This is a genomic window from Nonomuraea sp. NPDC050328 (genome assembly GCF_044459405.1).
In the GTDB taxonomy this organism is placed as follows: domain Bacteria; phylum Actinomycetota; class Actinomycetes; order Streptosporangiales; family Streptosporangiaceae; genus Nonomuraea.
This window is the reverse complement of the sequence record NZ_JBITIW010000001.1, coordinates 36,512-61,314: the sequence shown is the minus strand read 5'-3', so window position 1 is coordinate 61,314 and position 24,803 is coordinate 36,512. Positions and strand designations below refer to the sequence as shown.

Sequence of the window (24,803 nt, the reverse complement as noted above, 5' to 3'; positions counted from 1 at the left end):
CGACATCCCACGAGGAAAAGCACATGGCTTCCGTGAACATGGCCGACGTCAAGCGGCTCCGTGAGCTGACCGCCGCCGGCATGATGGACTGCAAGAAGGCGCTGGAGGAGTCCGAGGGCGACTTCGACCGCGCTGTCGAGCTCCTGCGCCTCAAGGGCGCCAAGGACGTCGGCAAGCGCGAGGCCCGCACCGCCTCCAACGGCCTGGTCGCGCTCAAGCAGGACGGCGACGCCGCCGCGGCGCTGCTCGAGCTCAACTGCGAGACCGACTTCGTCGCCAAGGGCGAGCGGTTCCAGGAGCTGGCGGCCGAGGTCGTCGCGCACGTCCTGGAGAGCAAGCCGGCCGACGTCGCGTCGCTACTGGAGTCCTCCTACAACGGCAAGACCGTCAAGGAGCACCTGGACGAGGCGAACGCCGCGCTGGGCGAGAAGATCGAGATCCGCCGCTTCGCGGTGCTCGAGGGCGGCTACATCGGCGCCTACATGCACAAGACCGACCCGCAGCTCCCGCCGGCGGTCGGCGTGCTCGTGCAGCTCGACAAGCCGAACGCCGACGTCGCCAAGGACATCGCGCAGCACGCTGCCGCGATGGCGCCGAAGTTCCTCAACGCCGAGGCCGTTCCCGCCGACGTCATCGAGAAGGAGCGCGCGCTCTTCGAGGAGATGACCCGCGAGGAGGGCAAGCCCGAGGCCGCGATCGCCAAGATCGTCGAGGGTCGCGTCAACGGCTGGTACAAGGACTTCACCCTGCTCCAGCAGGCGTTCGTCAAGGACAACAAGAAGTCGATCGCCAAGTACGCGGAAGAGAACGGCGTCGAGGTGCTCGCCTTCGTTCGCTTCAAGGTCGGTCAGGCTTAGTCTCTGTTCTAGACACCAACAATCGAGGAGGCCGCCGTCGTGCCGGAGAACCAGGAGCCAGCTTCGTCGGCGGCTTCCCCGCATCCACTGACGTGGAAGCGGGTCATGTTGAAGCTGTCCGGCGAGGCCTTCGCCGGCGGTGAGCCGCTTGGCATCGACGCCCACGTGGTCGGCCAGCTCGCCGACTCCATCGCGGACGCGGTGCAGGAGGGCGTGCAGGTCGCCGTCGTGGTCGGCGGCGGGAACATGTTCCGTGGCGCCCAGCTTTCCAAGCAGGGCCTGGACCGTGCTCGCGCCGACTACATGGGCATGCTGGGCACGGTGATCAACTGCCTGGCGCTCCAGGACTTCCTGGAGAAGCGGGGCATCGACACCCGGGTCCAGACCGCGATCACGATGCAGCAGGTCGCCGAGCCGTTCCTGCCGCGCCGCGCGATCCGGCACCTTGAGAAGGGCCGCGTCGTCATCTTCGGCGCCGGGCTCGGCTCGCCGTACTTCTCCACCGACACCTGCGCCGCGCAGCGCGCCCTGGAGATCGGTGCGGAGGCGCTGCTCAAGGGCACGCAGGTGGACGGGGTCTACGACTCCGACCCGCGCAAGAACCCCGACGCGGTCAGGTTCGACCACCTCGACTATGCCGAGGTGCTCGTGCGCGACCTCGCCGTCATGGACCAGACCGCGATCTCCCTGTGCAGGGAGAACGACCTGCCCATCGTGGTCTTCGACCTGATGGGTGAGGGCAACATCCTGCGCGCCGTGCGCGGTGAGAAGATCGGCACGCTGGTCAGTCCGGCAGGGAAGTAGGGGAGCGGGCCGGCCGCCGCGAGGTGTCCGGCACGCGACCAAGAGACAGGAGCCGCTGTGATCGACGAAACTCTCCTCGAAGCCGAGGAAAAGATGGACAAGGCCGTCGCGGTCGCGAAGGACGACTTCGCGGGCATCCGCACGGGCCGGGTCACCCCGTCGATGTTCAACAAGATCAACGCCGAGTACTACGGCACGCCCACCCCGATCCAGCAGCTGGCCTCGTTCCACGTTCCCGAGGCCCGCATGGTCATCATCCAGCCCTACGACAAGGGTTCGATGGCCGCGATCGAGAAGGCGATCCGTGACTCCGACCTCGGCGTCAACCCCGGCAACGACGGCCAGGTGATCCGCGTGGCGTTCCCCGAGCTTTCGGAGGAGCGGCGCAAGGAGTACATCAAGGTCGCCCGGAACAAGGCCGAGCACGGCCGCGTCTCCGTCCGCAACATCCGGCGCTCCGCCAAGGAGACGCTGGACAAGATGGTCAAGGACGGCGAGGCCGGCGAGGACGAGGTGCGTCGCGCCGAGAAGGAGCTCGACGACCTCACCCACAAGCACGTCGCCAAGATCGACGAGCTGCTCAAGCACAAGGAAGCCGAACTGCTCGAGGTGTGATCACCGGCTTCGGGGGAGGGCCTCGCGCCCTCGCCGCCCTGCACGGGGCCGGCCGCTCGTCGGCCGGCCCTGTGCCATAGGGGGCCCGGTTCGTGCGGGCGGGCAGGTCTCACGACCTGCCCGCCCGTGGTTCCCGCCACCCAGCCGGTACGGCAGGCACGGCAAGGCCCAGTCGCCGTACGTGGCCGGGGGCCTCCAGGGATACGGCCTCTGACCCCGCACGTGGCCGGGCGCCGTAACGACGTATCGTTGGGCCGAAGAAGTGGCCTGGGAGTGTTTGTGGAAGAACGTACGGCTGGCACCAGCCCGAGCGGCGGCAGCCGTACCGGAAGAAACCTGCCTGCCGCCATCGCGGTGGGCGTGGGGCTCGGCGCGCTCGTCATCATCTCGCTCTTCACCGTCAAGGAGATCTTCCTCGCGGTGCTCGTCGGCGCGGTAGGCGTCGGCGCGGTCGAGCTCGTGCAGGCGTTCGGCACGCGGGGGATCAAGGTCCCGGTCGTGCCGGTCCTCGGCGGGCTGGTCGCGATGATCGCGGGCGCCTACTGGGGTGGCCCGGCGTGGTTGCTGGGCACTTTCGTGGTCTCCGTCTTCGTGATGCTGATCTGGCGGATGTTCGCCGGCGGCTCCGAGGGTTATGTCCGGGACGGTACGGCTTCCGTCTTCGCGCTGGTGTATCCGCCGCTGCTGGCCGGGTTCGCGGCGTTGTTGCTGCGGCCGGAGGACGGGCACCTGCGGGTGCTGCTGTTCATCGCGGTGACCGTGGCGAGCGACATCGGGGGTTATGCCTTCGGGGTGCTGTTCGGCAAGCACAAGATGTCGATCATCAGCCCGAAGAAGACCTGGGAGGGGTTCGCCGGGTCCGTGCTCGCCTGCGTGGGGGTCGGGGCCTGGCTGGTCGTCTGGCTGCTGGACGGGGAGATCTGGCAGGGCGCGCTGATCGGGGCGCTCGCGGCGGCGCTGGCCACGATCGGGGACCTGATCGAGTCGATGATCAAGCGGGATCTCGGGATTAAGGACATGGGGTCGATCCTGCCGGGGCACGGCGGATTGATGGACCGGCTCGACTCGCTGGTGGCGACGTTGATTCCGGTGTACCTGCTGCTCAGCTTGTTCTTCTAGCCTCTTTGCCTTCTGGCCTCGTCCCGGTCAGCGCCAGGGCTCGAGCCAGAGCCAGCGGACCGCTTCGCCGCCGAAGGTGAAGCCGGACATGTCGGGCAGGTCGGCGGGCTCGGCGTTGAGCACGACGCCGGAGTACTCCGGGCCGAACGGGAATGTCGCAGGCTCGTGATACCACTTGGCGGTGTGACCGTGCCCCAGCCAGGTGACCGAGTGCCATGGGTACTGCGCGAGCCAGACCAGCAGCAGCGCGGCCTCGCGCGGGTCGTCACGGGTGGCGACGGCGAGCTCGATGCGGGCGTAGGCGTCGGGCTGGTCGATCCACTGCTCGACGGTCGGCATGCGCTGGCAGCTCATCCCCACCGTGGACAGCACGGTCACGTCGCGGTCGCCGTGCGGCGGGCGTTCGCTGATGCCGACGGTGGGCAGGCGCTCGCCGCTGGCGTCCCAGTAGCGGCCGGGTGGACCGAGCGCCCGGTCGAGGTGCCCCATGACGAACTGCTGGAACGAGGCCCAGCTCCCCCCGGCGTGCCGCCACTGCCAGTAGGAGCGCGCCTTGGCCAGGCGCGGGGCCAGCCCTTCGAGCGCCTCCGACAGCGCCCACGCGAAGGGCGTCTCGTCGATCGCGTCACGCGCGTAACCGGGCATTCCGCGGCTCATGTCCGCCCAGCCCGGAATGACGGCGAGAAGATCCTCGTTCTCATACAGGGCGACGCCGTCGCCCTCCTCGAACCAGAGGGGGGTCAGCTCGCCGAGCGGGCGCCGCCCGCCGGGGTGGCGGGTGTTCGCGCGGGGCATCAGCGGCGGCAGTCCGGCGTTGACGCGGCTCAGGTCGACGACGACCGGGGCGGCCCGGTGGTTGGCCAGCCAGACGGCGCCATGGACGGTGCCGTCGGGTGAGCACAGGTAAGCTACCGAGGACTCCTCGTCACGCTCGACCAGCAGCGTGCGGCTTCCATACGGATTGCCGGTTGTGAGGACGACCTCGGTGGTGTGCCCCTCGCCTGTGTCTCCGCGTTCCGGATCTCCGGAACCGAAGGCCGACCGGAAAATCGCCATACATCTCGATACTTTAGATCGTCCTGGAGACTCGCGTGAGCCAGAACAGCGGACCTGACCTCGTCGGGCCCGGCACCACCCAGGACGATCCCCCAGCAACCCGGACGAACCCAGCAACCCGGATGAACCCGGTAACGCAGACCGACCCGGTAACGCAGACTGACCCGGCAACGCGGACGAACAGCAGGAAGGGCGCGACGATGACGACGCAGGCGAAGGCGGACCAGCCCAAGGAGCGGCCGCTGCTGCAGTTCGCCGCGCCGCGCCGGGCCAAGCCCGCCCGGCACCTGGCCGACCTCACCCTGACCGAGCGCAAGGCCGCCGTCGCCGAGCTCGGCGAGAAGCCCTTCCGCGCCGACCAGCTCTCGCGGCACTACTTCACGCACCTCACCACCGACGTCTCGGCGATGACCGACCTGCCTGCCGCGGCGCGGGAGAAGCTGGGCGTGCTCTTCCCGAAGCTGCTCACCTCCGTGCGGGAGATGGCGACCGACGCGGGCACCACGCGCAAGACCTTGTGGCGGCTCTTCGACGGGGCGCTGGTCGAGTCGGTGCTCATGCGGTATCCCGACCGCGCCACCATGTGCGTGTCGTCCCAGGCCGGGTGTGGCATGAACTGCCCGTTCTGCGCGACCGGCCAGGCCGGGCTGACCCGGAACATGTCGACCGCCGAGATCGTCGAGCAGGTCGTGGCCGGTGGGCGGGCGCTGGCTTCCGGTGAGGTGCCCGGTGGGCCGGGGCGGGTGAGCAACGTCGTCTTCATGGGCATGGGCGAGCCGCTGGCCAACTACAAGGCGGTCATCGGGGCGGTTCGGCGGATGGTGGACCCGGCTCCCGAGGGGCTCGGCATGTCCGCGCGTAACATCACCGTCTCTACCGTCGGCCTCGTCCCGGCCATCGGCAAGCTGGCGGACGAGGGGCTGCCGGTGACGCTGGCGCTCTCGCTGCATGCGCCGGACGACGAGCTGCGGGACACGCTCGTGCCGATCAACACTCGGTGGAAGGTCGCCGAGGTGCTGGACGCGGCCTGGGCGTATGCCGCCAAGACCAAGCGGCGGGTTTCGATCGAGTATGCGCTGATCAAGGACATCAATGATCAGGAGTGGCGGGCTGACCTGCTTGGGAAGTTGATCAAGAACAAGCTGGTGCATGTCAACCTCATCCCGCTCAACCCGACTCCTGGGTCGAAGTGGACGGCTTCCCGGCCGGAGGACGAGCGGGCGTTCGTGCGGCGGCTGGAGTTCCACGGGGTGCCGGTGACGGTCCGGGACACTCGGGGGCGGGAGATCGACGGGGCCTGCGGGCAGCTTGCTGCGGCTGAGTGACCAGGCTGGGGCTGAGCTGCGGCGGATTGTGGCTGCTGGCTTGAGCTGGGCTCTGCCAACCGGGTGGCTCGGTGGTCCGTGCTCGGGGGCTCTCGTGATTCAGGGGAGTCCCTCGGCTGGGATCAGGGGCTGAGGTAGTGGTGGAGGAGGGCTGGTTCGCCGGCGGCGTTGAGCCAGGTCGCGCGGTGGCTGCCGATTCGGCGCCAGCCTAGGCGTTCGTACAGGGTGATGGCGGCCTCGGCTTCGGAGGAGACCTCCAGGCTGAGGGGGCCGGCCGTCGCAGTACGGGCGGTGGTGAGGAGGCGGGCGGCCAGGCCCCTGCCTCGGGCCGCCGGGGTGACGAACAGCCGGATCACCTCAGCGGCGGCCTGAGATGTCGCGGGTCGGTGGTGTGTCTCTGCTGCTTGGGTGGGCTCGGCGTGGCTGCGCATCAGAGCGTCGTAGCTGTGTGCGTGAGTGTCGAGACCGTGCACTTGAGTGGCGTGGCTGGGCGCCTGAGCACCGTGGCTCTGCACCTGGGCGATTTGGCTGGGCACCTGAGTGCCCTGGCTCTGCGCCGGGGCGGTATGGGTGTGCGCCTGAGCGGTGTGGGTGACCCGTGCCTGGCCGCTGTATCCCCTGGGTCCTTCAGCGGCGACCGCGTGGTGCTGCGCCTCCGTGGGTTGGGTTGCGCCCGAGTGGCGGTGTGTCTTCAGGCCCTCGGTGGCTTCGGTGTGGGCCGGGGTGAGGGCGATGTGGCCGAAGATGGTGCCTGACTCTTCCGCGATCCAGGCCGCCGTCAGTTTCGATGGGGTCAGCCAGGCTGCGGGGTCGGCGGGCCAGTCGACGGGGTAGCGGTCGACGGCTTGGACCAGGGCGAGGGCGGCGACGCAGGCGGGAAGGTCCTCGGGGGTTCTGGGGCGGATCCTCACCCGCGTTAGCGTAGGACAACCGGGCCCGGGCGATCACGCGGGGTGGCGGAGGATCTCAGCCCGAGTACGGCGAAGCGAGCCGGCCAGGTGGGTAGACGGGCGCCGTACGGTCAGGGGTGGGTAAGCGGGCGCCGTATGGTCGGGGGCGGGGACGGCGGGAGCCGTACGGCAGTCGGTGTGGTCGGGAGCTGTCCGCCCGCGGCGGGGAACTGGGCGGAGAGCCCGGTTAAGGCAGGGGTCAGGAGCGGGTACGGCGGAGCCAGGTGTACAGGGTGAGGCCCGCGAGGAGCCAGGCCAGTGACAGGGCGCCCAGCCAAGGCATCTGGGTGACCAGGGTGCCGGTGCCGGCGGCCTTCATCCAGGCGGTGAGCGGGACGGTGAGCCAGTAGAGGGCGGTACGGCTGAGGACGAGCATCGCCAGGAACCCGAGCACCAGAGCCATGATCGAGATGGCGGGTGAGGGGAGGATGGCGCGGCTGGTGAGGGCGCCCAGGGTGGTGCCGGTGAGGGCGGCCAGGACGTGCAGGGCGACGCCGGCCCACAGGACCGAGGCGGTGGGGAAGGCGGTCAGGCCGAGGAAGAGGCCCCAGAAGAGCGTGATGGCGGCGAACAGCAGGTTGACGGCGAAGGCGGCGAGGAGGCCGGAGAGTACTTCCCGGCTGCGGCTGCCGACGCTGGTGGCCGAGAGGATGCGCTGGGTGTCGGGCTCGGTGTCGAGCAGGCTGCGGGCGCTCCAGGCGAGGAACGGGATGACCAGGACGGCCGAGTCGGTGAGGGCGGAGGCTTCCTGGCCGGCGGGGGCTCGGGTGGCGTAGGAGATGGCCAGCAGGGCGAAGATCGGGAGCAGGGCCTGGTAGATCCGGTGGGAGCGGATGTAGGCGGCGATGCGGAAGGCGGTCAAGGCCATCAAGGCGGACAGGGCGGTCATGGAGGTCGTGGGGGTCATGGGGGCAGTGGGGGGCATGGCGGTCATGGCTGGCCTTCCTCGGCTTCCTGGGCTTCGAAGCCGGCCTGGCGCATCTGGGTGAGGAAGGCGTCCACCTCGGTGGCGGGGACGGTGACGTGCACGACCTTGGTGGGTGGACTCGACGGCTCCGAGGTGGCGGACGGGGTGGACTCCTTGAGGTGGCCGTCGTGGAGGGACCAGTGGCGGACGGCGGGCAGGTCGTCGAGGCCGCCCTGGTGGTCGCTGAGGATGACGATGGCGCCGCGGGTGCGGGCGGCGGTGATGATGGCGGGGAGTTGTGCTCGGGTGTCGGCGTCTAGGCCGGCGAAGGGTTCGTCGAGGATGAGCAGGCCGGGGTCGGGCATCAGTGCTTGGACCAGGCCGACCTTGTGGGCGCTGCCTTTGGAGAGTTCGGCCAGCCGTACGTCCAGGAGGTCGTCCAGGCCCAGGCGGGTGGCCCAGGGGCGCCAGGCGGGGTTGCCGCGGATGCGGGAGATGTGGGTCAGGTACTGGGTGACGGTGAACGGCTGGTCGACGGGGAAGCGGTCGGGGGCGAAGCCGACCACCCGGGGGCGGTCGGTGACGGTGCCGTGGGTGGGGCGGGTGATGCCGGCCAGGAGGCGGAGCAGGGTGGACTTGCCCGCGCCGTTCGCGCCGACGACCTCGATGACGTCGCCCGGGGCGAGGTCGGCGTCCACGTCTCGCAACACCGCGGGGGCGCGGCGGCGATAGGCGAAGGAGACGTTCGACAGGCGCATGAGGCGTAACGGTATAGGGGCGGCTCGCGGTCAGGCGAGGGAGCGGTCGACTCTAAGGCAGCCGGGCGAGGTGGGTCGGCGGGGGAGCGGTCGGGTCAAGGGCGGCCGGGCGAGGTGGGTCGGCGGGGGAGCGGTCCGGCGACGGGTAGGTGGAGGAGGGGAGAGTGCCTGGAGGGGCCAGGGGGTGGTTGTCAGGGGTGCGGTCAAAGTGTTGCGGACTGTTAAATCGCCTGACATGTAACCGTATTGGCACAACTCACCAGTAGCCTCCCCGCGACCGGGACAATGGCTGGAAAGCGGGAGGAGTCAGGATGTGAATCGCTTTCCGCGTGTCATGGGTCTGCGCTCAGGCTACGAGCCCGCGGAAGTCGACGCCCTCATCGCACGCATCGAGGCCACCCTCGGCCGGGGTACCACGCATCTCCAGCCGGTCACCGCGGATGAGGTGCGCGACGCCACCTTCTCCGTCCGCCGCGGCGGATATCGCGAGATAGCGGTGGATTTCGCGCTGGAGGCCTTCCTGGTGGCGCTGGAGACCAAGCAGCACGCACCGGTACGGCTGGCACTGACCGAGCCCACGGATGAGCTGCGGCGGGAGCAGTGGTTCGAGGCACAGGCGGCCCGGGTCGAGCGGGTGGGGTTCCGGCCGGGGCGGATGGGCGGGGGCTACAACGAGGACGTGGTGGACGCGTTCCTCGACCGGATCGTGGCCACGCTGCGCGGCACGACCGGGCAGCCGGTGACTGCCCAGGAGGTGCGGACGGCGCGGTTCCCCACGGTGATGGTGCGTCCGGGGTACCTGATCAAGGACGTGGACGGGTTCCTGCTGGAGATCGCCGAGGTGGTCGAGAAGCGGTCCCCACGGGTCGCCGCCTGGTGAGCCGCGCCTGGGCGGGGTGACGACGACGGTCAGACCGGGGCGGCGGTGACCTGGGCGGTGTTCTCCTGGCGGTTGCGGATGAGGGCGACGATCGCGGAGGTGACCGGTGCCGCGAGGAAGGCCCCGGTGATGCCGGCGAGCACGCTGCCCAGGGCGATGGCGACCAGGATGACCGCGCCCGGCAACTCCAGGGCCCGGCCGTAGATCTGCGGAGCCAGGACGTGCCCCTCGATCTGCTGCACCGCGATGGTCACCCCGACGACGATGAGCGCCACCACCCAGCCGTGCGCCGCGAAGGCGACCGCGGCGGCGAGCAGCCCGGCCAGGAAGGCACCGACCACCGGCAGGAAGGCGCCGATGAAGGTGAGTACGGCCAGCGGGAGCGCGATGGGCACCTTGAGGATCCACAACGCCAGGCCGATGAAGAAGCCGTCCACCAGCCCGACCAGCGCGACGCCGCGGATGTAGCGGCCGACGACGTCGAAGATGACGTGCCCGCCGTCCCGCACTCGGGGACGGACCCGCACGGGCAGCAGGTCCACGATCCAGGCGAACAGGCGGTCGCCGCCGTGGACGAAGTAGATGGCGAGGATGGCGGCCAGGACGGCGCCGACGAGGATCTCCCCGGCGACCTTGGCCCCGGACAGCGCGCCGGTGGCGATCTGCTCGCCCTGCTTGGTGAGGTACTCGCGGGCCTGGGTGACCATGTTGTTGAGCGTGGTGTCGTCGAGGCCGACCGAGATGGCGACGTTGTGGAGCTGGTCCATGGCGTCGCCGACGCTGTCGCGGAGCTGGGCGATGCCGCTGACCGTGGGCGGCACGAGCAGGGCGATGAACGCGCCGCCGAGCAGGAGGCCGCCCAGGCACACCACCGTGGTGGCCAGGCCCCGGCCCATGCCGCGGGAGCGGAGCCAGCGGGCCGGGGGGAGCAGGAGGGTGGTCAGGAAGACGCCCAGGATGATGGGCAGGGCCACCGTCCGGACGCTCCACAGGAGGTAGAGGATCACCACGACTAGGGCGATCACGCCTAGTGCTCGCCACGCTCTGGTCATGGTCGTCATGGGGCGATCTTTCCCAGGTTGACCTGAGACAACACTCTCCGTAGTCGGTTGGGCACGGGAGGGGAAGGTGTGCGCCGCACAGTCGAGCCCGCCGCTAGAAGAGGCCCAGCCCGTCTCCAAGAACAGGCCCCAAAACAGGCCCGAAGAACAGCCCGCAAGAACAGGTCCCGAAACAGGCCCCGGAAAACAGGCCCCCGAAACGGGCTAGACCGCGGGGAGTTGGTTCTGTTTGGCCGCGTCGTAAGCCGCCCGAAGCTCGCTCCCCTCGGCGATGGGCACGTCCCACCAGGCCTCCGACGACGGCGAGTCCACCGAAGGGTCGGTCCGCACGTACACGACGGTGGGCACGGTGGCCTCCCGCGCGGCGGTGAGGGCCTTGCGCAGCTCCTCCAGCGTCTCGGCCCGGATCACCGAAGCCCCCAGGCTGGCCGCGTTCGCCGCGAGGTCCACCGGCAGCGGCCCGCCGTCGTAGGCCCCGCTGCCGCGGTAGCCGTACGAGGTGCCCAGCCGGCGCGCCCCCACGCTCTCGGACAGACGCCCGATGGAGGCGAAGCCGGAGTTGTCGACCAGCACCACGATGATCTTGATCCCGTCGGCCACCGCGGTGACGAGCTCCTGCGCCATCATCAGGTACGACCCGTCCCCCACCAGCACGAACACCTCGCGCGACGGGTCGGCCAGCTTCACGCCGAGCCCGCCGGCGATCTCGTACCCCATGCAGCTGTAGCCGTACTCCACGTGGTAGCACCCCGGCCCGCTGGGCCGCCAGAGCTTGTGCAGGTCGCCGGGCATCGACCCGGCGGCGCAGACGACCACCCCGTCCTCGCCGGCCGCCGCGTTGACCGCGCCGATGACGGCGGTCTGCGGGAGCGGGCTGTTCTGCATGGGCAGCGGCGGCAGTTCGGCGCGGAAGGGCCCGGAGTCGGTGGTGACGGTGCCGAGGGAGTAGGCGGCCTCGACGGTGTCGTCCCAGCGCCGCACCAGCTCGGCGACGCGGGAGCGGTACTCGGCCGTGGTGCCGCTCCAGCCGGAGCAGGCCTCGTGGAGCTCGGCCAGGCCGGTGCGGGCGTCGGCGACGAGCTGGAGTCCGGTCAGCTTGGCGGCGTCGAAGGCGGCGATGTTGAGGTTGAGGAAGGGCGTGCCGGGCGCGAAGAGGGTGCGGGAGGCGGTGGTGAAGTCGCTGTAGCGGGTGCCGATCCCGATGATCAGGTCCGCGTCGCGGGCGAGCGCGTTGGCCGCCGTGCTGCCGGTCGCGCCGACCGCGCCGGCCGCGAGCGGGTGACCGTACGGCAGGCTGCCCTTGCCCGCCTGCGTCTCGCCGACGGGGATGCCGTACTGCTCGGCGAAGGCGGCCAGCGCCTCGGTGGCCTCGCTGTAGATCACCCCGCCGCCGGCGATGATCAGCGGCCGGGCCGAGCCGCGCAGCAGCGCGACGGCCCGGCGCAGGGTGGTCTCCTCGGGACGCGGCCGGGGGACGGCCCAGACGCGGCGGGCGAAGAGCTCCTCGGTCCAGTCGAACGCCTCGGCCTGCACGTCCTGCGGCAGCGCGAGGGTGACCGCGCCGGTCTCGACCGGGTCGGTGAGCACGCGCATGGCGGCCAGCAGCGCCGACGGCAACTGCTCGGGCCGGTTGATCCGGTCCCAGTACCGCGAGACCGGCCGCAGGGTGTCGTTGACGGAGACGTCGTAGGAGCGGGGGTCCTCCAGCTCCTGCAGCACCGGCCCGGCGGCGCGGGTGGCGAAGATGTCGCCGGGCAGCAGCAGCACCGGAAGCCGGTTGATGGTCGCGCCGGCCGCGCCGGTGACCAGGTTGGTCGCGCCGGGCCCGATCGAGGTGGTGCAGGCCAGCGTGGCCAGCCGGTTGCTGGCCCGGGCGTAGGCGGCGGCGGTGTGGACCATCGCCTGCTCGTTGCGCGCCAGGTAGTACGGCAGGTCGGCGTGGACCGCCAGCGCCTGGCCGAGCCCGGCGACGTTGCCGTGGCCGAAGATGCCGAAGACGCCGCCGAAGAAGGCCCGCTCGGCGCCGTCGCGCTCGGAGTGCTGGGCGGCCAGGAAACGGGTGACCGCCTGAGCCACGGTCAACTTCACGAGGTCCTCCCGAAGGGCAGCCGCGGGTCGATCTCCTGGTCCTGCCAGGTGGCGCGGATCCAGGCGTGGGCCGGGTCGTCGCAGAAGGCCATCGACCTGGCCTCCGCCGGCCCGGCCAGCACGTTGAGGTAGTAGAGGTCATACCCCGGCGCGGCCATGGACGGACCGTGGTAGCCGAACGGCACCAGCACCACGTCCCCGGACCCGACCTCGGCGAGGGTGTCGATGGCCCCGCGTTCGGAGCTGTAGACCCGCTGGTAGCCGGGCCCGCCCTCGAAGTAGTAGATCTCCTCCAGCTCCGCCTCGCACTCGCCAGCGGTGTCGTGCTTGTGCGGCGGGTAGGACGACCAGTTGCCGCCGGGCGTGAGCACCTCGACCGCGACCAGCTTGTCGCACTCGAAGACCTCGGGCGCGCAGAAGTTGTTGACCTGCCGGCTGGCCTGCCCCGCCCCGCGGATCTCGACCGGTACGGCTGCGGCCGGCACGTAGCGCGCGGGCAGGGCGCGGGTGGCCTCCGCGCTGGGGATGGCGATCCGCCCCGAGCCGGTCAGCGTGACCTCCGACCCGATCGGGAGGTAGGCGAAGTCGCTCGGCCCGGCGAAGACCGACTCCCGCCCGGCCAGCTCGAACCGCTCGCCACCGGCGGTGACCGTACAGGATCCGGCCAGCGGCAGCACCAGCGCCTCGGTGGAGCCGGTGGCGAAGCCGACGGGTGAGCCGTCGAGGTCGATCACCCGCAACCCCGAGTAGGTCCAGCCCGCGACCGAGGGGGTGATCTCGACCAGCCAGGGCGGCGCGGCCGCCTTGCCGAGGGGTAGGTAGGTCACAGCGCAGTCTCCCGGACCAGGGTGGCCGCGGCGTCCACCGCGGACACGACGTCGTCGTCTGGAGGGTAGAGCAGGGCCCTGCCCACGACGAGCCCCCGCACGCCCGGAAGGCGCAAGGCTTTGCCCCAGGTGTCCAGGGCGGCCTCCAGGGAGGACGGGTCGCCGCCGAGCAGCAGGGCGGGCAGGGTGGTGGCGGCCATGACCCGTTCCATCTCGGGCAGGGCCGGGATCTTGAGCCAGGTGTAGGCGGAGGTGGCGCCGAGGGACTGGGCGACGCTGATCGCGCGGATGACCGCCTCGGGGGACAGGTCGTTGCGCAGGGCGCCGCCGCTGCGGTGCGACCAGAAGGGTTCGACCAGGGCGAGGAGCTGCCGCCTGGCCAGCGAGGTGACCGCGTGCGCGCACGCCTCCAGGGTCGCGACGGTGGCGGGGTCGCCGGGGTCGATGCGGCAGAGCATCTTGCCGCCGTCGAGGCCGAGCGCGGCCAGGGCGGTGGCGTCGAAGCCGGTGAAGCGGTCGTCGGCCTCGAAGACGCTGCCCGGCAGCCCGCCGCGGTTCATCGAGCCGATGACCACCTTGGAGTCGAGCGCTCCGAGTAAGAGCAGGTCCTCGATCAGGTCGGGGGCGGCCAGGACGCCGTCGACGCCTGGCCTGGACAGGGCCAGCCGGAGGCGGTCGAGCAGTTCGTGCCGGCTGCCCATGGCCAGGGGCCGGTCGCGGACCGCCAGCGCGCCGCGGGCGGGATGGTCGGCCGCGATGAGGAAGAGCCGCTCGCCGGGCACGCCGCGGACGCGGGCGGCGGCGGCCTCGGCGATGAGCTGGGGCCGGCCAGCCCGGATGTCGGTGATCCGCTGGTACCCGCCCCTGGTGATCAGCTCGTCCAACGCGCCTCCCGTGTGATGGATACACATAATGTCATGACATCAGCATGTCCGCTATGTCCGAGATTTCAGCATGACCGAAACCCGCCACGGGTGGAATCGTTTACCGCACACGTAACCGCAGCGTACGCCAAGGCTGCTAGATGGTAACAAGTCTTTACGTCGTCTTCATGTCATGACATTGTGGGCCTGCTAATGCCTCCCATTTCGGACTCCCGGAGGACATGCATGGGAACGCGTAGGTTAGTCGCGGCACTCGCCGCTTCGGGGTTGGCTCTCGCCGCGTGCGGCCAGTCCGGGGGCGCCGGTGGGGGCGGCGACACGATCGAGATCACCATCACCCAGAACGCCATCGCCGGCGGCAAGAACGCCAACGCCGCCGACCACCTCACCAAGTGGGTCATCCCCGAGTTCGAGAAGAAGCACCCGAACGTCAAGGTGAAGTTCCTCCCGAACGGCGTGGACGACGAGCAGTACAAGACCAAGCTCGCCCTGGACCTCAAGTCCGGCAAGGGCGCCGACGTCATCGACATCGACGGCATCTGGGCCGGCGAGTTCGCCGAGGCCGGCTACATCAAGCCGCTGGCCGAGGTGGCGCCCGCCGCCGAGAGCTGGGACGGCTGGGCCCAGATCCCCGAGGCCGTCCAGGGCCTGACCACCTTCAACGGCAAGAAGTACGCCCTGCCGATCGGCACCGACGGCCGGGTCCTCTACTTCAACAAGACGCTGTTCGAGAAGGCCGGCCTGCCCGCCGACTGGCAGCCCAAGAGCTGGCAGGAAGTCCTCGACGCCGGCCAGAAGCTCAAGGACTCCGGCGTGCCGGTGCCCATCCAGATCAACGCCGGCACCGCCATGGGCGAGGCCACGACCATGCAGGGCGTGCTCCCGCTGCTGGCCGGCGCGGGCGGCGAGGTCTACAAGGACGGCAAGTGGAGCGGCGCGACCCAGCCGCTGAAGGACGCGCTCGGCCTCTACCAGAAGATCTACGGCGGCAGCGGCCTCGGCGACCCCAAGCTCCAGCAGGAGGCCAAGGGCCGCGACAAGTCCTTCGCCCAGTTCGCCGAAGGCAAGATCGGCATCCTGATGGAGGGCGACTACTTCTGGCGCGGCGTGGTCAACCCGACCGACGGCGTGGCCAAGATGGCCGACCGTGACACCGTCGTCGGCTACGCCAAGATCCCGGCGATCGAGCCCGGCAAGGGCATCCGGGGCCAGGACTTCGTCAGCATGTCCGGCGGCGCGCTGCGCGCGCTCAACCCCAACACCAAGCACCCGAAGGAGGCCTTCGAGCTCCTCGCCTTCACCCTCTCGCCCGAGGCGCTGAAGCAGGAGACGAAGAACGCCGTGCGCATCACCCCGCGCACCGACGTCAACAAGGAGATCCTCGCCGGCGACCCGTTGCTGAGCTTCATCTCCGAGAACGTGCTGCCGAACACCGCCTACCGCCCGCCGCTCGCGGTCTACCCGCAGGTCTCGGTGGCGCTGCAGGAGGCCAGCGCGGCGGTGATCAACGGCACCCCGCCCGACCAGGCGGCGGCCGAGTACGTCAAGAAGCTCGAGGGACTCGTCGGTGGCGCTGGAAACATCGCGTCCTGACGGCACGAAGACCGAGACCCCGGCCGCGCCGGTGCGTTCCTACAGCACCGACGCGGCCGGGCTCGGCACCCGCCGCGCCCTGGGGTTCGTCGCGCCCGCGCTGGTGCTGATCGCCCTCTTCCTGGTCTTCCCGGCCCTCTGGGTGATCGTCCTGGGCCTGACGAACTACAGCCTCACCGGCGCCGCCGCGGCCGATCCCGGCTTCGTCGGCCTCGACAGCTTCGTGCGCGCCCTGGGCGACGGCCGGTTCTACAACTCCACCTGGCTGACCTTCCAGTTCGTGCTCGGCTCGGCCGTCATCGGCCAGGCGATCCTCGGCTTCACGCTGGCCAAGGTGCTGCAGGGCCGGATCAAGCCGTTCGTCGAGGGCCTGGTCATCCTGGCCTGGATCCTGCCCGGCGCGGTCGTCGCCTTCCTGTGGGTGGCCCTGCTCGACCGCGACAGCGGCTCGCTCAACGCGCTGCTCGGCATCCCCGGCTTCGCCTGGCTGATCGACCACCCGATGTTGTCGATCATCATCTTCAACACCTGGCGTGGCACGGCCTTCTCGATGATGTTGTACGGCGCCGCCCTCGGCAACGTGCCGCCGAGCCAGCTCGAAAGCGCGCGGCTGGCCGGGGCCAGCGGCTGGCAGCAGCTCCGGGACGTGATCTTCCCGCACATCCGCGGGCACATCCTGACCAACCTGCTGCTGATCAGCCTCTGGACCTTCAACGACTTCTCGCCCTTCCTGCTGACCGCGGGCGGCCCGGACGGCAAGTCCGAGGTGCTGGCGGTCTTCGTCTACAAGGTGGCCCTGTCCGGCGGCGACCTGGGGTACGGCGCGGCCGTCTCCACGGTCATCCTGCTGATCAATCTGGTGGTGGCGGTGTTCTACCTGCGTCTGCTCAGGACGAGACGATGACCCGGTTCGTCCTTCGCCGCATCGGCTACTACACCTTCGTCGCGGTGGTGCTCGCCTTCTTCGCACTGCCGCTGCTGTGGCTGCTCACCGCGCCCTTCACCGACACGCCCACCTACCGGGTGGAGTGGCCGGACTTCACCTTCGCCAACTTCGCCACCATCTGGGAGCACCCCTACGCGCTCGGCTCGCTGCTGAACTCGGTGATCCTCGCCGGCGGCACGGCCGTGATCGTCGTCGCGCTCTCCGCGCTGGCCGCATACGCGCTCAGCCGGGTGCGCATCCCCGGCCGCGACGCGTTGCTCTACACGCTGCTGCTGCTGTCCTCGATCATCACCGGGACCGCCGCGATGGTCCCGCTCTTCCAGCTCGCGGTCACCGCCGGGCTGATCGACTCGCAGCTCGGCCTGGTGCTGATCATGACCGGCGGCCTGCTGCCCGCGGCCATCTTCATGCTCAAGGACTTCATGGACACCACGCCCAAGTCCTACGAGGAGTCCGCGCGCGTCTTCGGCGCCTCGCCGCTGCGCATCGTGTGGGATGTGGTGGTGCCCGTCGTCCGGCCCGGCCTGGCCACCATCGCCGTCTGGTCGGTGGCCAACGTCTGGGGCAACTTCCTGATGCCCTACCTGCTGCTGAGCGACGTGGAGAAGCAGCCCGCCGCGGTGATCATGTACACCCTGTACACCGAGGGCGGCTCGCCCAACCTGCGGCTGCTGTCCACCTTCGGGCTGCTCTACTCCGTCCCCGTGGTGCTCATGTACCTGTTCGTCAGCAAGAAGTACGGCTTCCGCTTCCACGGAGGGATCAAACGGTGATCGAGCTCAGAAGCCTGACCAAGGTCTACCCAGGCGGGGTCAAGGCGCTCGACGCCCTCGACCTGGAGGTACGGGACGGCGAGTTCTTCGCCCTGCTCGGGCCGTCGGGCTGCGGCAAGACCACGCTGCTGCGGACCATCGCCGGGCTGGAGACCGCCACCTCCGGGCAGGTCGTGATCGGCGGCCGGGACGTGACCAACGTGCAGCCGGGCGGGCGGGACGTGGCGATGGTCTTCCAGGACTACGCCCTCTTCCCGCACATGGACGTCACCGACAACATCTCCTACCCGCTGCGCATCAAGAAGGTGGCGCGGGCCGTACGGGCGGACAAGGCCCGGGAGGTCGGCGAGCGGCTCGGCCTGGAGCGGCTCATGGACCGCCGGCCCGGCCAGCTCTCCGGCGGCCAGCAGCAGCGCGTCGCGCTGGCCCGCGTGATGGCCACCCAGGCGCAGGCCTTCCTCTTCGACGAGCCGCTGTCCAACCTGGACGCGCGGCTGCGACTGGAGGCCCGCACCTTCCTCAAGAAGCTTCAGCGGGAGCTCGGCGTCACCACCGTCTTCGTCACCCACGACCAGGCCGAGGCGCTGGCCATGGCCGACCGCATGGCGGTCATGGACGCCGGGCACATCCGGCAGATCGGCACGCCGGCCGAGGTCTTCCAGCGGCCCGCCAACACCTTCGTGGCCGCCTTCATCGGCTCCACGCCCATGAACCTGCTCGACGGCGTGGTGCGGGGCGACACCCTGGAGGTGGCCGGCAGCTCCGTGCCCGTGCCCGCCTCCGCCGCCGGCCGGCTCACCGACGGCGAGAAGATCGTGTACGGCGTGCGTCCCGAGTACCTGACCTACTCGGCCGAGCCGGTCCCCGGGGCGCTGCGCGGCGAGGTCGTGCTGACCGAGAGCCTGGGCGCCAGCCATCTGGTCACGCTGGAGGCGGCGGGCGAGACTGTCCAGGTGATCGTGGCCGAAGGCAGCGAGCCGGAGCTCGGCGACCTCGGCCACGCCGTGCCACGGGCCGACCGGTCCCTGGTGTACCGAGACGGGGAGCTGGTGTGAGAGGCCGCTGGACGCTGGACGACCGGCTGGAGCAGATCCTGCGCGAGGTGCCGTTCGAGGTGCCGCCGGGCACCCGCTCGATCACCGTGCGGCTGGCCTACGACCGGTCCAAGGGCGTGCTCGACCTGGGCTGCGGCTCGCCGTACGGCTTCCGCGGCTGGTCGGGCGGCGCGCGCGACGAGTACACGATCACCGCGGAGTGGGCCACTCCCGGCTACCTGCCGGGCGAGCTCGAAGCGGGGGTGTGGCAGGTGTGGCTGCGGCTGCACCGCATCCCGCCGGAGGGCCTGGACTACACCCTCGACATCGACTTCGGCCCGGTCGCCCGACCGGTCGCCGCCCCGGCTCCGCCGATGGAACGGCCGCCGCGCCGCGACATCCCGGACGTCGAGGGGCTGCGCTGGTGGGCGGGCGACTTCCACGCGCACACCGTGCACAGCGACGGCGTGCTGACCGTCCCCGAACTGGCCGCACTGGCCGCCGGGCGCGGGCTCGACTTCCTGGCCGTCACCGACCACAACACCGTCAGCCACCACCCCGAACTGGCCGCCGTCCGCGGGATCACCCTGCTGCCCGGCCAGGAGGTCACCACCGACCGGGGGCACGCCAACGTCTTCGGCGACGTCGGCTGGGTCGACTTCCGCGAGCCCGCCGACCGGTGGGCCGAGCGCGGCCTGATGTCGATCAACCACCCGCTCGGCGGCGACTGCGCCTGGCTGCTGCCCCTGGCCAAGGAGCGGCCCCGGGTCGCCGAGGTCTGGCACTCCGGCTGGTGGGACCGGCGCTGGGGCGCGCCCCTGGCCTGGGCCGAAGCCTGGCGCGACGACGTGATCGCGATCGGCGGCAGCGACTTCCACCGCGAGGGCTCCGACGGGCTGCCCGGCGCGCCGACCACCTGGGTGCTCGCCGAGGACCCGGCCGCCGCCTTCGACGCGGTCCAGGCCGGCCGGACCGCGATCTCCGCAGGTCCCGACGCGCCGCTGCTGCTCCGGCTCGGCGCCGACCTGCTCGCGCTGGACGCCGACGGGCTGGTCCTGGTGCGTCCGGACGGCCGCCGCCAGGTGGTCCGCGGCGAGCGCGTGCACCTGCCGGCCGGGCCGGGACTGCACCGCCTGGAGACCCACGAGAACGAGGTGATGGCGCTGTGCGGCTAGAGACCCAGTGGCTCGTCGCGGGCGCACCGGTCAGCTTCGGCGTCTTCGAGGCGGGCGCCGCGCCGCTGCCCGCCGGTGAGATGGTCGCGATCCTGGCCGGGGCGGGCTACGCCGGCATCGATCTCGGCCCGCCCGGCTACCTCGACCTGGACCGGCTCGACGGGCTGCTGCTGGCCGGCGGCTGGGCGGACGTCCCGGCCGGGGACTTCGCCGACCTCGACGCCGTGCTCGACCTCTTCGACCGCGCCCCGGCCGCTCCGGCGGGCTTCGAACCCCGCCCGACGCTCGGGCCGCCGGGCCTGCCCGCCCGGTTCGCCGCGCCCGGCGGGAACGCGCCAGGACTCGGCCGCGCCGACTGGCCGGCCTTCGCCGCGCAGGTCCAGGCCGCCGCCGACCGGTGCCGCGAGCGCGGCTACGAGCCCGCGCTCCACCACCACCTCGGCCACGCCGTGGAGACCACGGAGGAGATCGACCGCCTGCTTGAGCTGACCGACGTCGGCCTCTGCCTGGACACCGGCCACCTGCTGCTGGCCGGCGGCGACCCGGTCGAGGCGCTGCGCGACTGGGCCGGCCGCATCACCCAGGTACACGTCAAGGACGGCTCCCACCGGCTGCTCGCCGAGGGCGGCACGCTGCGCGAGCTGATGGGCCGCGGCGTCTTCCCGCCGCTCGGCGCCGGTGACCTCGACCTGCCCGGCGTGCTCGGCGCGCTGGACGGCTACCGCGGCTGGATCGTCGTCGAGCAGGACACCCTGCCCGCGCACCGCCCCACCGCCGACATCGCCGCCGACCAGGCGGCGAACCTGAGGAAGCTGAAGGAGCTCGGACTGTGAAGATCGCGCTGATCGGGTGCGGCGCTGTCACCCAGGCGGTCTACGTGCCGTTGTTGTCGCGCCGCCGGGAGCTGTTCGAGGTGAGCGCGGTCTGCGACCTGTCGCCGACGCTCGCCGGGGCGGTGGCCGACCGGCTGGGCGCCGCCGGGCGCTTCACCGACGTGGGCGAGATGCTGGCCGCGGGCGGCTTCGACGCCGTGCTCGTGCTGGCCTCCGGCTCGCACGGCGAGACGGTACGGCAGGCGCTCGACGCGGGGTACGCGGTGCTGTGCGAGAAGCCGCTCTCGCTGACCAGGGCCGAGGCCGCCGCGCTGCCGCCGGACGGGCGGCTGATGGTCGGCTACATGAAGCAGTACGACCCGGCGGTCCTGCGCGCCGAGGCCCTGCTGGACGGGGTGCGGATCCGGTCGGTCGAGGTGACCGTGCTGCACCCGAGCGGCGAGGCGCAGCTCGCCTTCGCCAACCTGGTCCAGGCGCGCGACGCCGACCTCACCCAGGTGCGCAAGGCCGAGGCGGCCCTGCTGGACGCCGCCCTGGGCGCCGACGCCCCGGAAAGCCTGCGCAACCTGTACAACGTCACCCTCGGCTCGATCTGTCACGACCTGTCGTTGCTGCGGCGCTTCACCGGCTCGCCCGAGCGCATCGACCACGTGGCCGCCTGGGGCGAGGCGCCCGGCTCGATCGAGATCTCCGGCACGCTGCCCGGCGACTCCGGGCGGTTCGCCATCCGGTGGCACTACCTGGAGGACTACCCGGCCTACCGGGAGACCGTGGCGATCCACCATGACCAGGGGACGCTGGAGCTGGCCTTCCCCTCGCCCTACCTGATGAACGCGCCCACCGTGCTCACCGTCGTGGCCCCCGGCGAGGCCCGCACCGAGTGGCGGGAGGTCACCGAGGCGTTCGAGACGCAGCTCCTGGCCTTCCACGCCTTCGTCACCACGGGCGAGACGCCGCGCACCGGCAGGGACGGGGCGCTGGAGGACATCGTCACCGCGCAACGCATCGCCGCCCGCTACGCCGTACAGCACGGGTTGCCGCTGGGAGGAGAGGCACGTGAGCTCTGAGATCGTCGTCGTCCCGCACACGCACTGGGACCGCGAGTGGTACGAGCCGTTCCAGCGCTTCCGGCTGCGGCTGGTGGCGCTGCTGGACGAGGTGCTCGACCGGATGGAGCGCGAGCCGGACTACCACTTCACCCTCGACGGGCAGCTCGCCTGCGTGGACGACTACCTGGAGGTCCGGCCGGAGCACCGCGCCCGCATCGAGGCGCTGGTGGCCGAGGGGCGGCTGGCGATCGGGCCGTGGCAGATCCTGCTGGACGAGTTCCTGTGCTCCGGCGAGACCATCGTGCGCAACCTGGAACTCGGCCTCGACCGGGCGGACAAGCTGGGCGGGGCCATGATGGTCGGCTACCTGCCCGACATGTTCGGCCACGCCGCGCAGATGCCGCAGATCCTGCGCCAGGCCGGGCTGGAGCACGCCTGCGTCTACCGGGGCGTGCCGGCCGCGGTGACCACCTCGGCCTTCGCCTGGGTCGCGCCCGACGGCACCGAGATCCGCACCCAGTACCTTCCGGAAGGCGGCTACGGCAACGGCGCGCACCTGTTCGAGGAGCCGTCGAGGCTGGCCGAGCGGGCCGCCGAGTTCACCGAGCGGATGGGCCGCTGGGGACCTGGCCCGTTCCTCGCGATGTACGGGGCCGACCACTCCGCGCCGGTCGCCGGGCTGCCGGCGATGGTGCGCGAGCTCGGCGCCCGCATGGACACCCTGGACGGCTTCATCTCCGGTACCACCGACGGCCTGCCCCGCGTCGAGGGCGAGCTGCGCTCGCACGCCCGCGCCAACATCCTGCCCGGCGTGATCTCCGTCCGGGCGCACGTCAAGCAGGCCATGAGCCGCGCCGAACGCATGGTCGAGCGGTACGCGGAACCGCTGGCCGCGCTCTGGGGCGCCGAGTGGCCCGGCCGCTTCCTCGACATGGCGTGGTGGCGGCTGGTCGACGCCAGCGGCCACGACTCGGTCACCGGCTGCGGCGTCGACGAGACCGCCCAGCAGGTCGCCGCGCGCATCGCCGAGGCCGAGCACCTCGGCCAGGCGGTCCGCGACCTGGTCACCGCCAAGCTGGCCGCCACCGTGCCGGCCGGCGGCGTGCTCGTGCTCAACCCCACCCCCGCGCCCCGGCGCAGCGTCGCCTTCTTCGAGGTGGGCGGCTACGACGGGCTCGGCGTCCCGGCGCAGACCCTGGAGTACGCGCCCACGCTGCTGTTCGACGAGGAGATCGACCCGGCGGTCGCGCTCTCCTTCATCCACGGCACCGAGCTGTACGGCAGGCACGTCACCGGCTGGGAGGTCGAGGACGGCGTGCTCACCTTCACCGTCGCGCGCGAGTCGGCCGTGCCCTTCAACCGCGCCGACCTCGACGGCTCGCTCGACGGCGTCAACCGCGTCCGCATCCTGGCCGAGCCCCGCCGTACCGTCGCCGCGCTCGTGGAGGTGCCCGCGCTGGGCCACCGCGCGCTCGCCCCCGGTGGCGCACCGGCCGGCGACTTCGTGCCGGTCGTGGCGAGCGGGCAGGCCCTCGACAACGGCCTGCTCCGGGTCGAGGTCGCCGAGGACGGCACCCTCACCCTCGTCGCGCCCGGCGTGCGGATCGAGGGCGCGGGCCGCATCGTGGACGGCGGCGACGTGGGCGACACCTACAACCACGCCCCGCCCGCCCACGACCTGCTGGTCGAGCGGCCCGAGTCGGTCGAGGTCGAGCCGGTGTGGTCCGGGCCGGTCGTCGCCGCCCTCGACGTGCGCCGCACCTACCGCTGGCCCGCGCACGGCGGCCACCGCACCGGCGAGCCCGACCCCAGGGCCTGGGCCGACGCGCCCCCCGAGGACGGCCCGCGCGCGGTCGAGGAGACCGTCGTCACCACCCGCGTCGAGCTGCGGGCCGGTGAGCCGTTCGTCCGGCTGGCGGTCGAGTTCGACAACCGCTCCACCGACCACCGGGTCCGCCTGCACGTCCCGCTGCCCGCGCCGGCCACCGGCTCGCTGGCCGAGGGGCAGTTCGCCGTGGTGGAGCGCGGCCTGAGCGCCGAGGGCGGCTGCGGCGAGACCCCGCTGCCCACCTTCCCGGCCTCCGGCTGGGTCGCCGCGGGCGGCGCGGCCGTGCTGCTGGAGCACGTCACCGAGTACGAGGTCACCGGCGGCGAGCTCGCCCTCACCCTGCTGCGCTCGGTCGGCTACCTGTCGCGCAACCGCAACGGCCTGCGGCCGGAACCGGCCGGGCCGCAGCTCCCCACGCCCGCCGCCCAGTCCCGTGGCGTGCGCCGGGTGACCCTCGCGCTCATGCCGTACGGCCCCGCCGTACCCGAAGCGGCCGAGCACTTCCGCCACGACCTGCTCGCCGTCCCCGGCGCCGGCCCGGCCGATCTGCCGCTCCCGGACGAGGCCACCGGCCTGGAGGTGCGCGGCGCGGTCATGACCTCGCTGCGCCGCCGCGACGACTGGCTCGAACTGCGCGCGGTCGCCCACGAGGCCGGCACCGTGCGGGTTGAGGGCGCGTTCACCGAGGCCCGCCGGGCGGACCTGCGCGGACGCCCGGGGGAGCGGATCCCGGTCACCGGCGGGACGGCCGAACTCCCGGCCGGCGCCTGGGAGATCGTGACCGTCCAGCTCCGCTGACTAGCGGGTGCCCCACGAATAGGTCTGCTTGCGAAGCTTGAGGTAGACGAACGACTCGGTGGCCCGCACCGCGGGAATCGCGCGGATCTTGCTGAGGATCTCCAGCAGGTGCGGGTCACCCTCGCAGACCACCTCGACGATGACGTCGAACGAGCCCGCGGTGAGGACGACGTAGTCGATCTCCTCGATCGCCGCGAGCTCGTCGGCGACCGCCTCCAGGTCGCCCTCGCAGTTGATGCCGATCATCGCCTGCCGGGGGAAGCCCAGGGTGAGCGGGTCGGTGACCGCGACGATCTGCATGACCCCGGTCTCCTGCAGCCGCTGCACCCGCTGGCGCACCGCCGCCTCCGACAGGCCGACCGCCTTGCCGATCGCCGCGTACGGCATGCGCCCGTCGCTCTGGAGCTGCTCGACGATCTGCTTGGAAAGGTCGTCGAGCACGACGGATCCCGCGAGAGCGGCGTTCGCGCGGCGGGCCTTCGGCGGGGTAGTCATGGATCACCTTCCGCGAGCGTCTTTGGTGCGACATGTTGTCAGTTCTTCCGGGGGTGTCAAGCGAATTCGTAGCAATTTGATATCTTCACCACGAAATCCCTTGTTCAGAGCTGACGGCTCTGTCAGAGTCGCGGCAATCCAGCCACCC

General features: G+C 71.3%; 23 protein-coding genes. 14 read left to right on the top strand and 9 right to left on the bottom strand.

From position 1 onward, the window contains the following. The first annotated feature begins 23 nt into the window (after positions 1 to 23). From tsf to ACIBG7_RS00255, 4 genes are all read left to right on the top strand, one after another. The gene (tsf, locus tag ACIBG7_RS00270) at positions 24 to 857 is read left to right on the top strand and encodes a translation elongation factor Ts (protein ID WP_357918162.1); all 834 of its coding nucleotides are present in this window, start codon (positions 24 to 26) and stop codon (positions 855 to 857) included. A 105-nt stretch (positions 858 to 962) separates the two neighbouring features. Beyond that, positions 963 to 1,661: a UMP kinase gene (gene pyrH, locus ACIBG7_RS00265; RefSeq protein WP_357918165.1), complete on the top strand. Its 699-nt coding sequence runs from the start codon at positions 963 to 965 to the stop codon at positions 1,659 to 1,661. A 57-nt stretch (positions 1,662 to 1,718) separates the two neighbouring features. Beyond that, the gene (gene frr, locus ACIBG7_RS00260; protein ID WP_357918167.1) at positions 1,719 to 2,276 is read left to right on the top strand and encodes a ribosome recycling factor; all 558 of its coding nucleotides are present in this window, start codon (positions 1,719 to 1,721) and stop codon (positions 2,274 to 2,276) included. Between the two features lie 279 nt (positions 2,277 to 2,555). Continuing rightward, the gene (locus tag ACIBG7_RS00255; RefSeq protein ID WP_357918170.1) at positions 2,556 to 3,395 is read left to right on the top strand and encodes a phosphatidate cytidylyltransferase; all 840 of its coding nucleotides are present in this window, start codon (positions 2,556 to 2,558) and stop codon (positions 3,393 to 3,395) included. A gap of 27 nt (positions 3,396 to 3,422) precedes the next feature. Here ACIBG7_RS00255 and ACIBG7_RS00250 read toward each other — a convergent pair whose 3' ends face one another. Next, complete coding sequence (locus ACIBG7_RS00250) at positions 3,423 to 4,451, bottom strand: suppressor of fused domain protein (RefSeq protein WP_357918173.1); 1,029 nt, start codon at positions 4,449 to 4,451, stop codon at positions 3,423 to 3,425. 200 nt (positions 4,452 to 4,651) lie between these two features. Here ACIBG7_RS00250 and rlmN point away from each other — a divergent pair, with 200 nt between their 5' ends. After that, a complete protein-coding gene (gene rlmN / locus ACIBG7_RS00245) occupies positions 4,652 to 5,776 on the top strand; it encodes a 23S rRNA (adenine(2503)-C(2))-methyltransferase RlmN (protein ID WP_357918176.1) in 1,125 nt (374 codons plus the stop codon). A gap of 122 nt (positions 5,777 to 5,898) precedes the next feature. Here rlmN and ACIBG7_RS00240 read toward each other — a convergent pair whose 3' ends face one another. The 3 genes from ACIBG7_RS00240 to ACIBG7_RS00230 form a co-directional block, all read right to left on the bottom strand. After that, positions 5,899 to 6,687, bottom strand: coding sequence for a GNAT family N-acetyltransferase (locus ACIBG7_RS00240; RefSeq protein WP_397334682.1), 789 nt, complete (start codon positions 6,685 to 6,687; stop codon positions 5,899 to 5,901). A gap of 238 nt (positions 6,688 to 6,925) precedes the next feature. Next, positions 6,926 to 7,633 carry a hypothetical protein gene (locus ACIBG7_RS00235; protein WP_397334681.1) on the bottom strand — a complete coding sequence of 236 codons (708 nt, stop codon included), beginning with the start codon at positions 7,631 to 7,633 and terminating at the stop codon, positions 6,926 to 6,928. A 23-nt stretch (positions 7,634 to 7,656) separates the two neighbouring features. Beyond that, positions 7,657 to 8,391 carry an ATP-binding cassette domain-containing protein gene (locus ACIBG7_RS00230; RefSeq protein WP_397334680.1) on the bottom strand — a complete coding sequence of 245 codons (735 nt, stop codon included), beginning with the start codon at positions 8,389 to 8,391 and terminating at the stop codon, positions 7,657 to 7,659. 334 nt (positions 8,392 to 8,725) lie between these two features. Here ACIBG7_RS00230 and ACIBG7_RS00225 point away from each other — a divergent pair, with 334 nt between their 5' ends. After that, entirely contained in the window at positions 8,726 to 9,271 is a 546-nt protein-coding gene (locus tag ACIBG7_RS00225; RefSeq protein ID WP_357918187.1) for a DivIVA domain-containing protein, read from the top strand. Positions 9,272 to 9,300: 29 nt separating this feature from the next. Here ACIBG7_RS00225 and ACIBG7_RS00220 read toward each other — a convergent pair whose 3' ends face one another. The 4 genes from ACIBG7_RS00220 to ACIBG7_RS00205 form a co-directional block, all read right to left on the bottom strand. Then, positions 9,301 to 10,332 (bottom strand): AI-2E family transporter, encoded by a 1,032-nt coding sequence (locus ACIBG7_RS00220; protein ID WP_397334679.1) that lies wholly within the window; start codon positions 10,330 to 10,332, stop codon positions 9,301 to 9,303. Between the two features lie 204 nt (positions 10,333 to 10,536). Beyond that, on the bottom strand, positions 10,537 to 12,420 hold the full coding sequence (gene iolD, locus ACIBG7_RS00215; protein ID WP_397334678.1) for a 3D-(3,5/4)-trihydroxycyclohexane-1,2-dione acylhydrolase (decyclizing): 1,884 nt from the start codon (positions 12,418 to 12,420) through the stop codon (positions 10,537 to 10,539). Continuing rightward, positions 12,417 to 13,247 carry a 5-deoxy-glucuronate isomerase gene (gene iolB / locus ACIBG7_RS00210; protein ID WP_357918196.1) on the bottom strand — a complete coding sequence of 277 codons (831 nt, stop codon included), beginning with the start codon at positions 13,245 to 13,247 and terminating at the stop codon, positions 12,417 to 12,419. Before iolB ends, iolD begins: the two co-directional genes overlap by 4 nt. Continuing rightward, positions 13,244 to 14,131, bottom strand: coding sequence for a deoxyribose-phosphate aldolase (locus ACIBG7_RS00205; RefSeq protein WP_357918199.1), 888 nt, complete (start codon positions 14,129 to 14,131; stop codon positions 13,244 to 13,246). The genes iolB and ACIBG7_RS00205 overlap by 4 nt, the downstream gene beginning before the upstream one ends. A gap of 225 nt (positions 14,132 to 14,356) precedes the next feature. On the opposite strand from ACIBG7_RS00205, the gene ACIBG7_RS00200 reads away from it, so the two are divergent. Genes ACIBG7_RS00200 through ACIBG7_RS00165 form a run of 8 tightly spaced genes read left to right on the top strand, consistent with a single transcriptional unit; the run spans position 14,357 to position 24,160 of the window. Next, a complete protein-coding gene (locus tag ACIBG7_RS00200; RefSeq protein WP_397334677.1) occupies positions 14,357 to 15,724 on the top strand; it encodes an extracellular solute-binding protein in 1,368 nt (455 codons plus the stop codon). After that, positions 15,699 to 16,628, top strand: coding sequence for a sugar ABC transporter permease (locus tag ACIBG7_RS00195; protein WP_357918205.1), 930 nt, complete (start codon positions 15,699 to 15,701; stop codon positions 16,626 to 16,628). The genes ACIBG7_RS00200 and ACIBG7_RS00195 overlap by 26 nt, the downstream gene beginning before the upstream one ends. Further along, positions 16,625 to 17,443: a carbohydrate ABC transporter permease gene (locus ACIBG7_RS00190; protein ID WP_357918208.1), complete on the top strand. Its 819-nt coding sequence runs from the start codon at positions 16,625 to 16,627 to the stop codon at positions 17,441 to 17,443. Before ACIBG7_RS00195 ends, ACIBG7_RS00190 begins: the two co-directional genes overlap by 4 nt. Continuing rightward, the gene (locus tag ACIBG7_RS00185; protein ID WP_397334676.1) at positions 17,440 to 18,498 is read left to right on the top strand and encodes an ABC transporter ATP-binding protein; all 1,059 of its coding nucleotides are present in this window, start codon (positions 17,440 to 17,442) and stop codon (positions 18,496 to 18,498) included. The genes ACIBG7_RS00190 and ACIBG7_RS00185 overlap by 4 nt, the downstream gene beginning before the upstream one ends. After that, complete coding sequence (locus ACIBG7_RS00180) at positions 18,495 to 19,652, top strand: CehA/McbA family metallohydrolase (protein ID WP_397334675.1); 1,158 nt, start codon at positions 18,495 to 18,497, stop codon at positions 19,650 to 19,652. The genes ACIBG7_RS00185 and ACIBG7_RS00180 overlap by 4 nt, the downstream gene beginning before the upstream one ends. Beyond that, positions 19,643 to 20,485, top strand: a complete 843-nt coding sequence (locus tag ACIBG7_RS00175) for a sugar phosphate isomerase/epimerase family protein (protein ID WP_397334674.1) — start codon at positions 19,643 to 19,645, stop codon at positions 20,483 to 20,485. The genes ACIBG7_RS00180 and ACIBG7_RS00175 overlap by 10 nt, the downstream gene beginning before the upstream one ends. Beyond that, positions 20,482 to 21,552 (top strand): Gfo/Idh/MocA family protein, encoded by a 1,071-nt coding sequence (locus ACIBG7_RS00170; protein WP_397334673.1) that lies wholly within the window; start codon positions 20,482 to 20,484, stop codon positions 21,550 to 21,552. Before ACIBG7_RS00175 ends, ACIBG7_RS00170 begins: the two co-directional genes overlap by 4 nt. Continuing rightward, positions 21,542 to 24,160 carry an alpha-mannosidase gene (locus tag ACIBG7_RS00165; protein ID WP_397334672.1) on the top strand — a complete coding sequence of 873 codons (2,619 nt, stop codon included), beginning with the start codon at positions 21,542 to 21,544 and terminating at the stop codon, positions 24,158 to 24,160. Before ACIBG7_RS00170 ends, ACIBG7_RS00165 begins: the two co-directional genes overlap by 11 nt. Here ACIBG7_RS00165 and ACIBG7_RS00160 read toward each other — a convergent pair whose 3' ends face one another. Beyond that, complete coding sequence (locus ACIBG7_RS00160) at positions 24,161 to 24,655, bottom strand: Lrp/AsnC family transcriptional regulator (protein ID WP_357918225.1); 495 nt, start codon at positions 24,653 to 24,655, stop codon at positions 24,161 to 24,163. It abuts the gene before it with no gap. Positions 24,656 to 24,803: the final 148 nt, after the last annotated feature.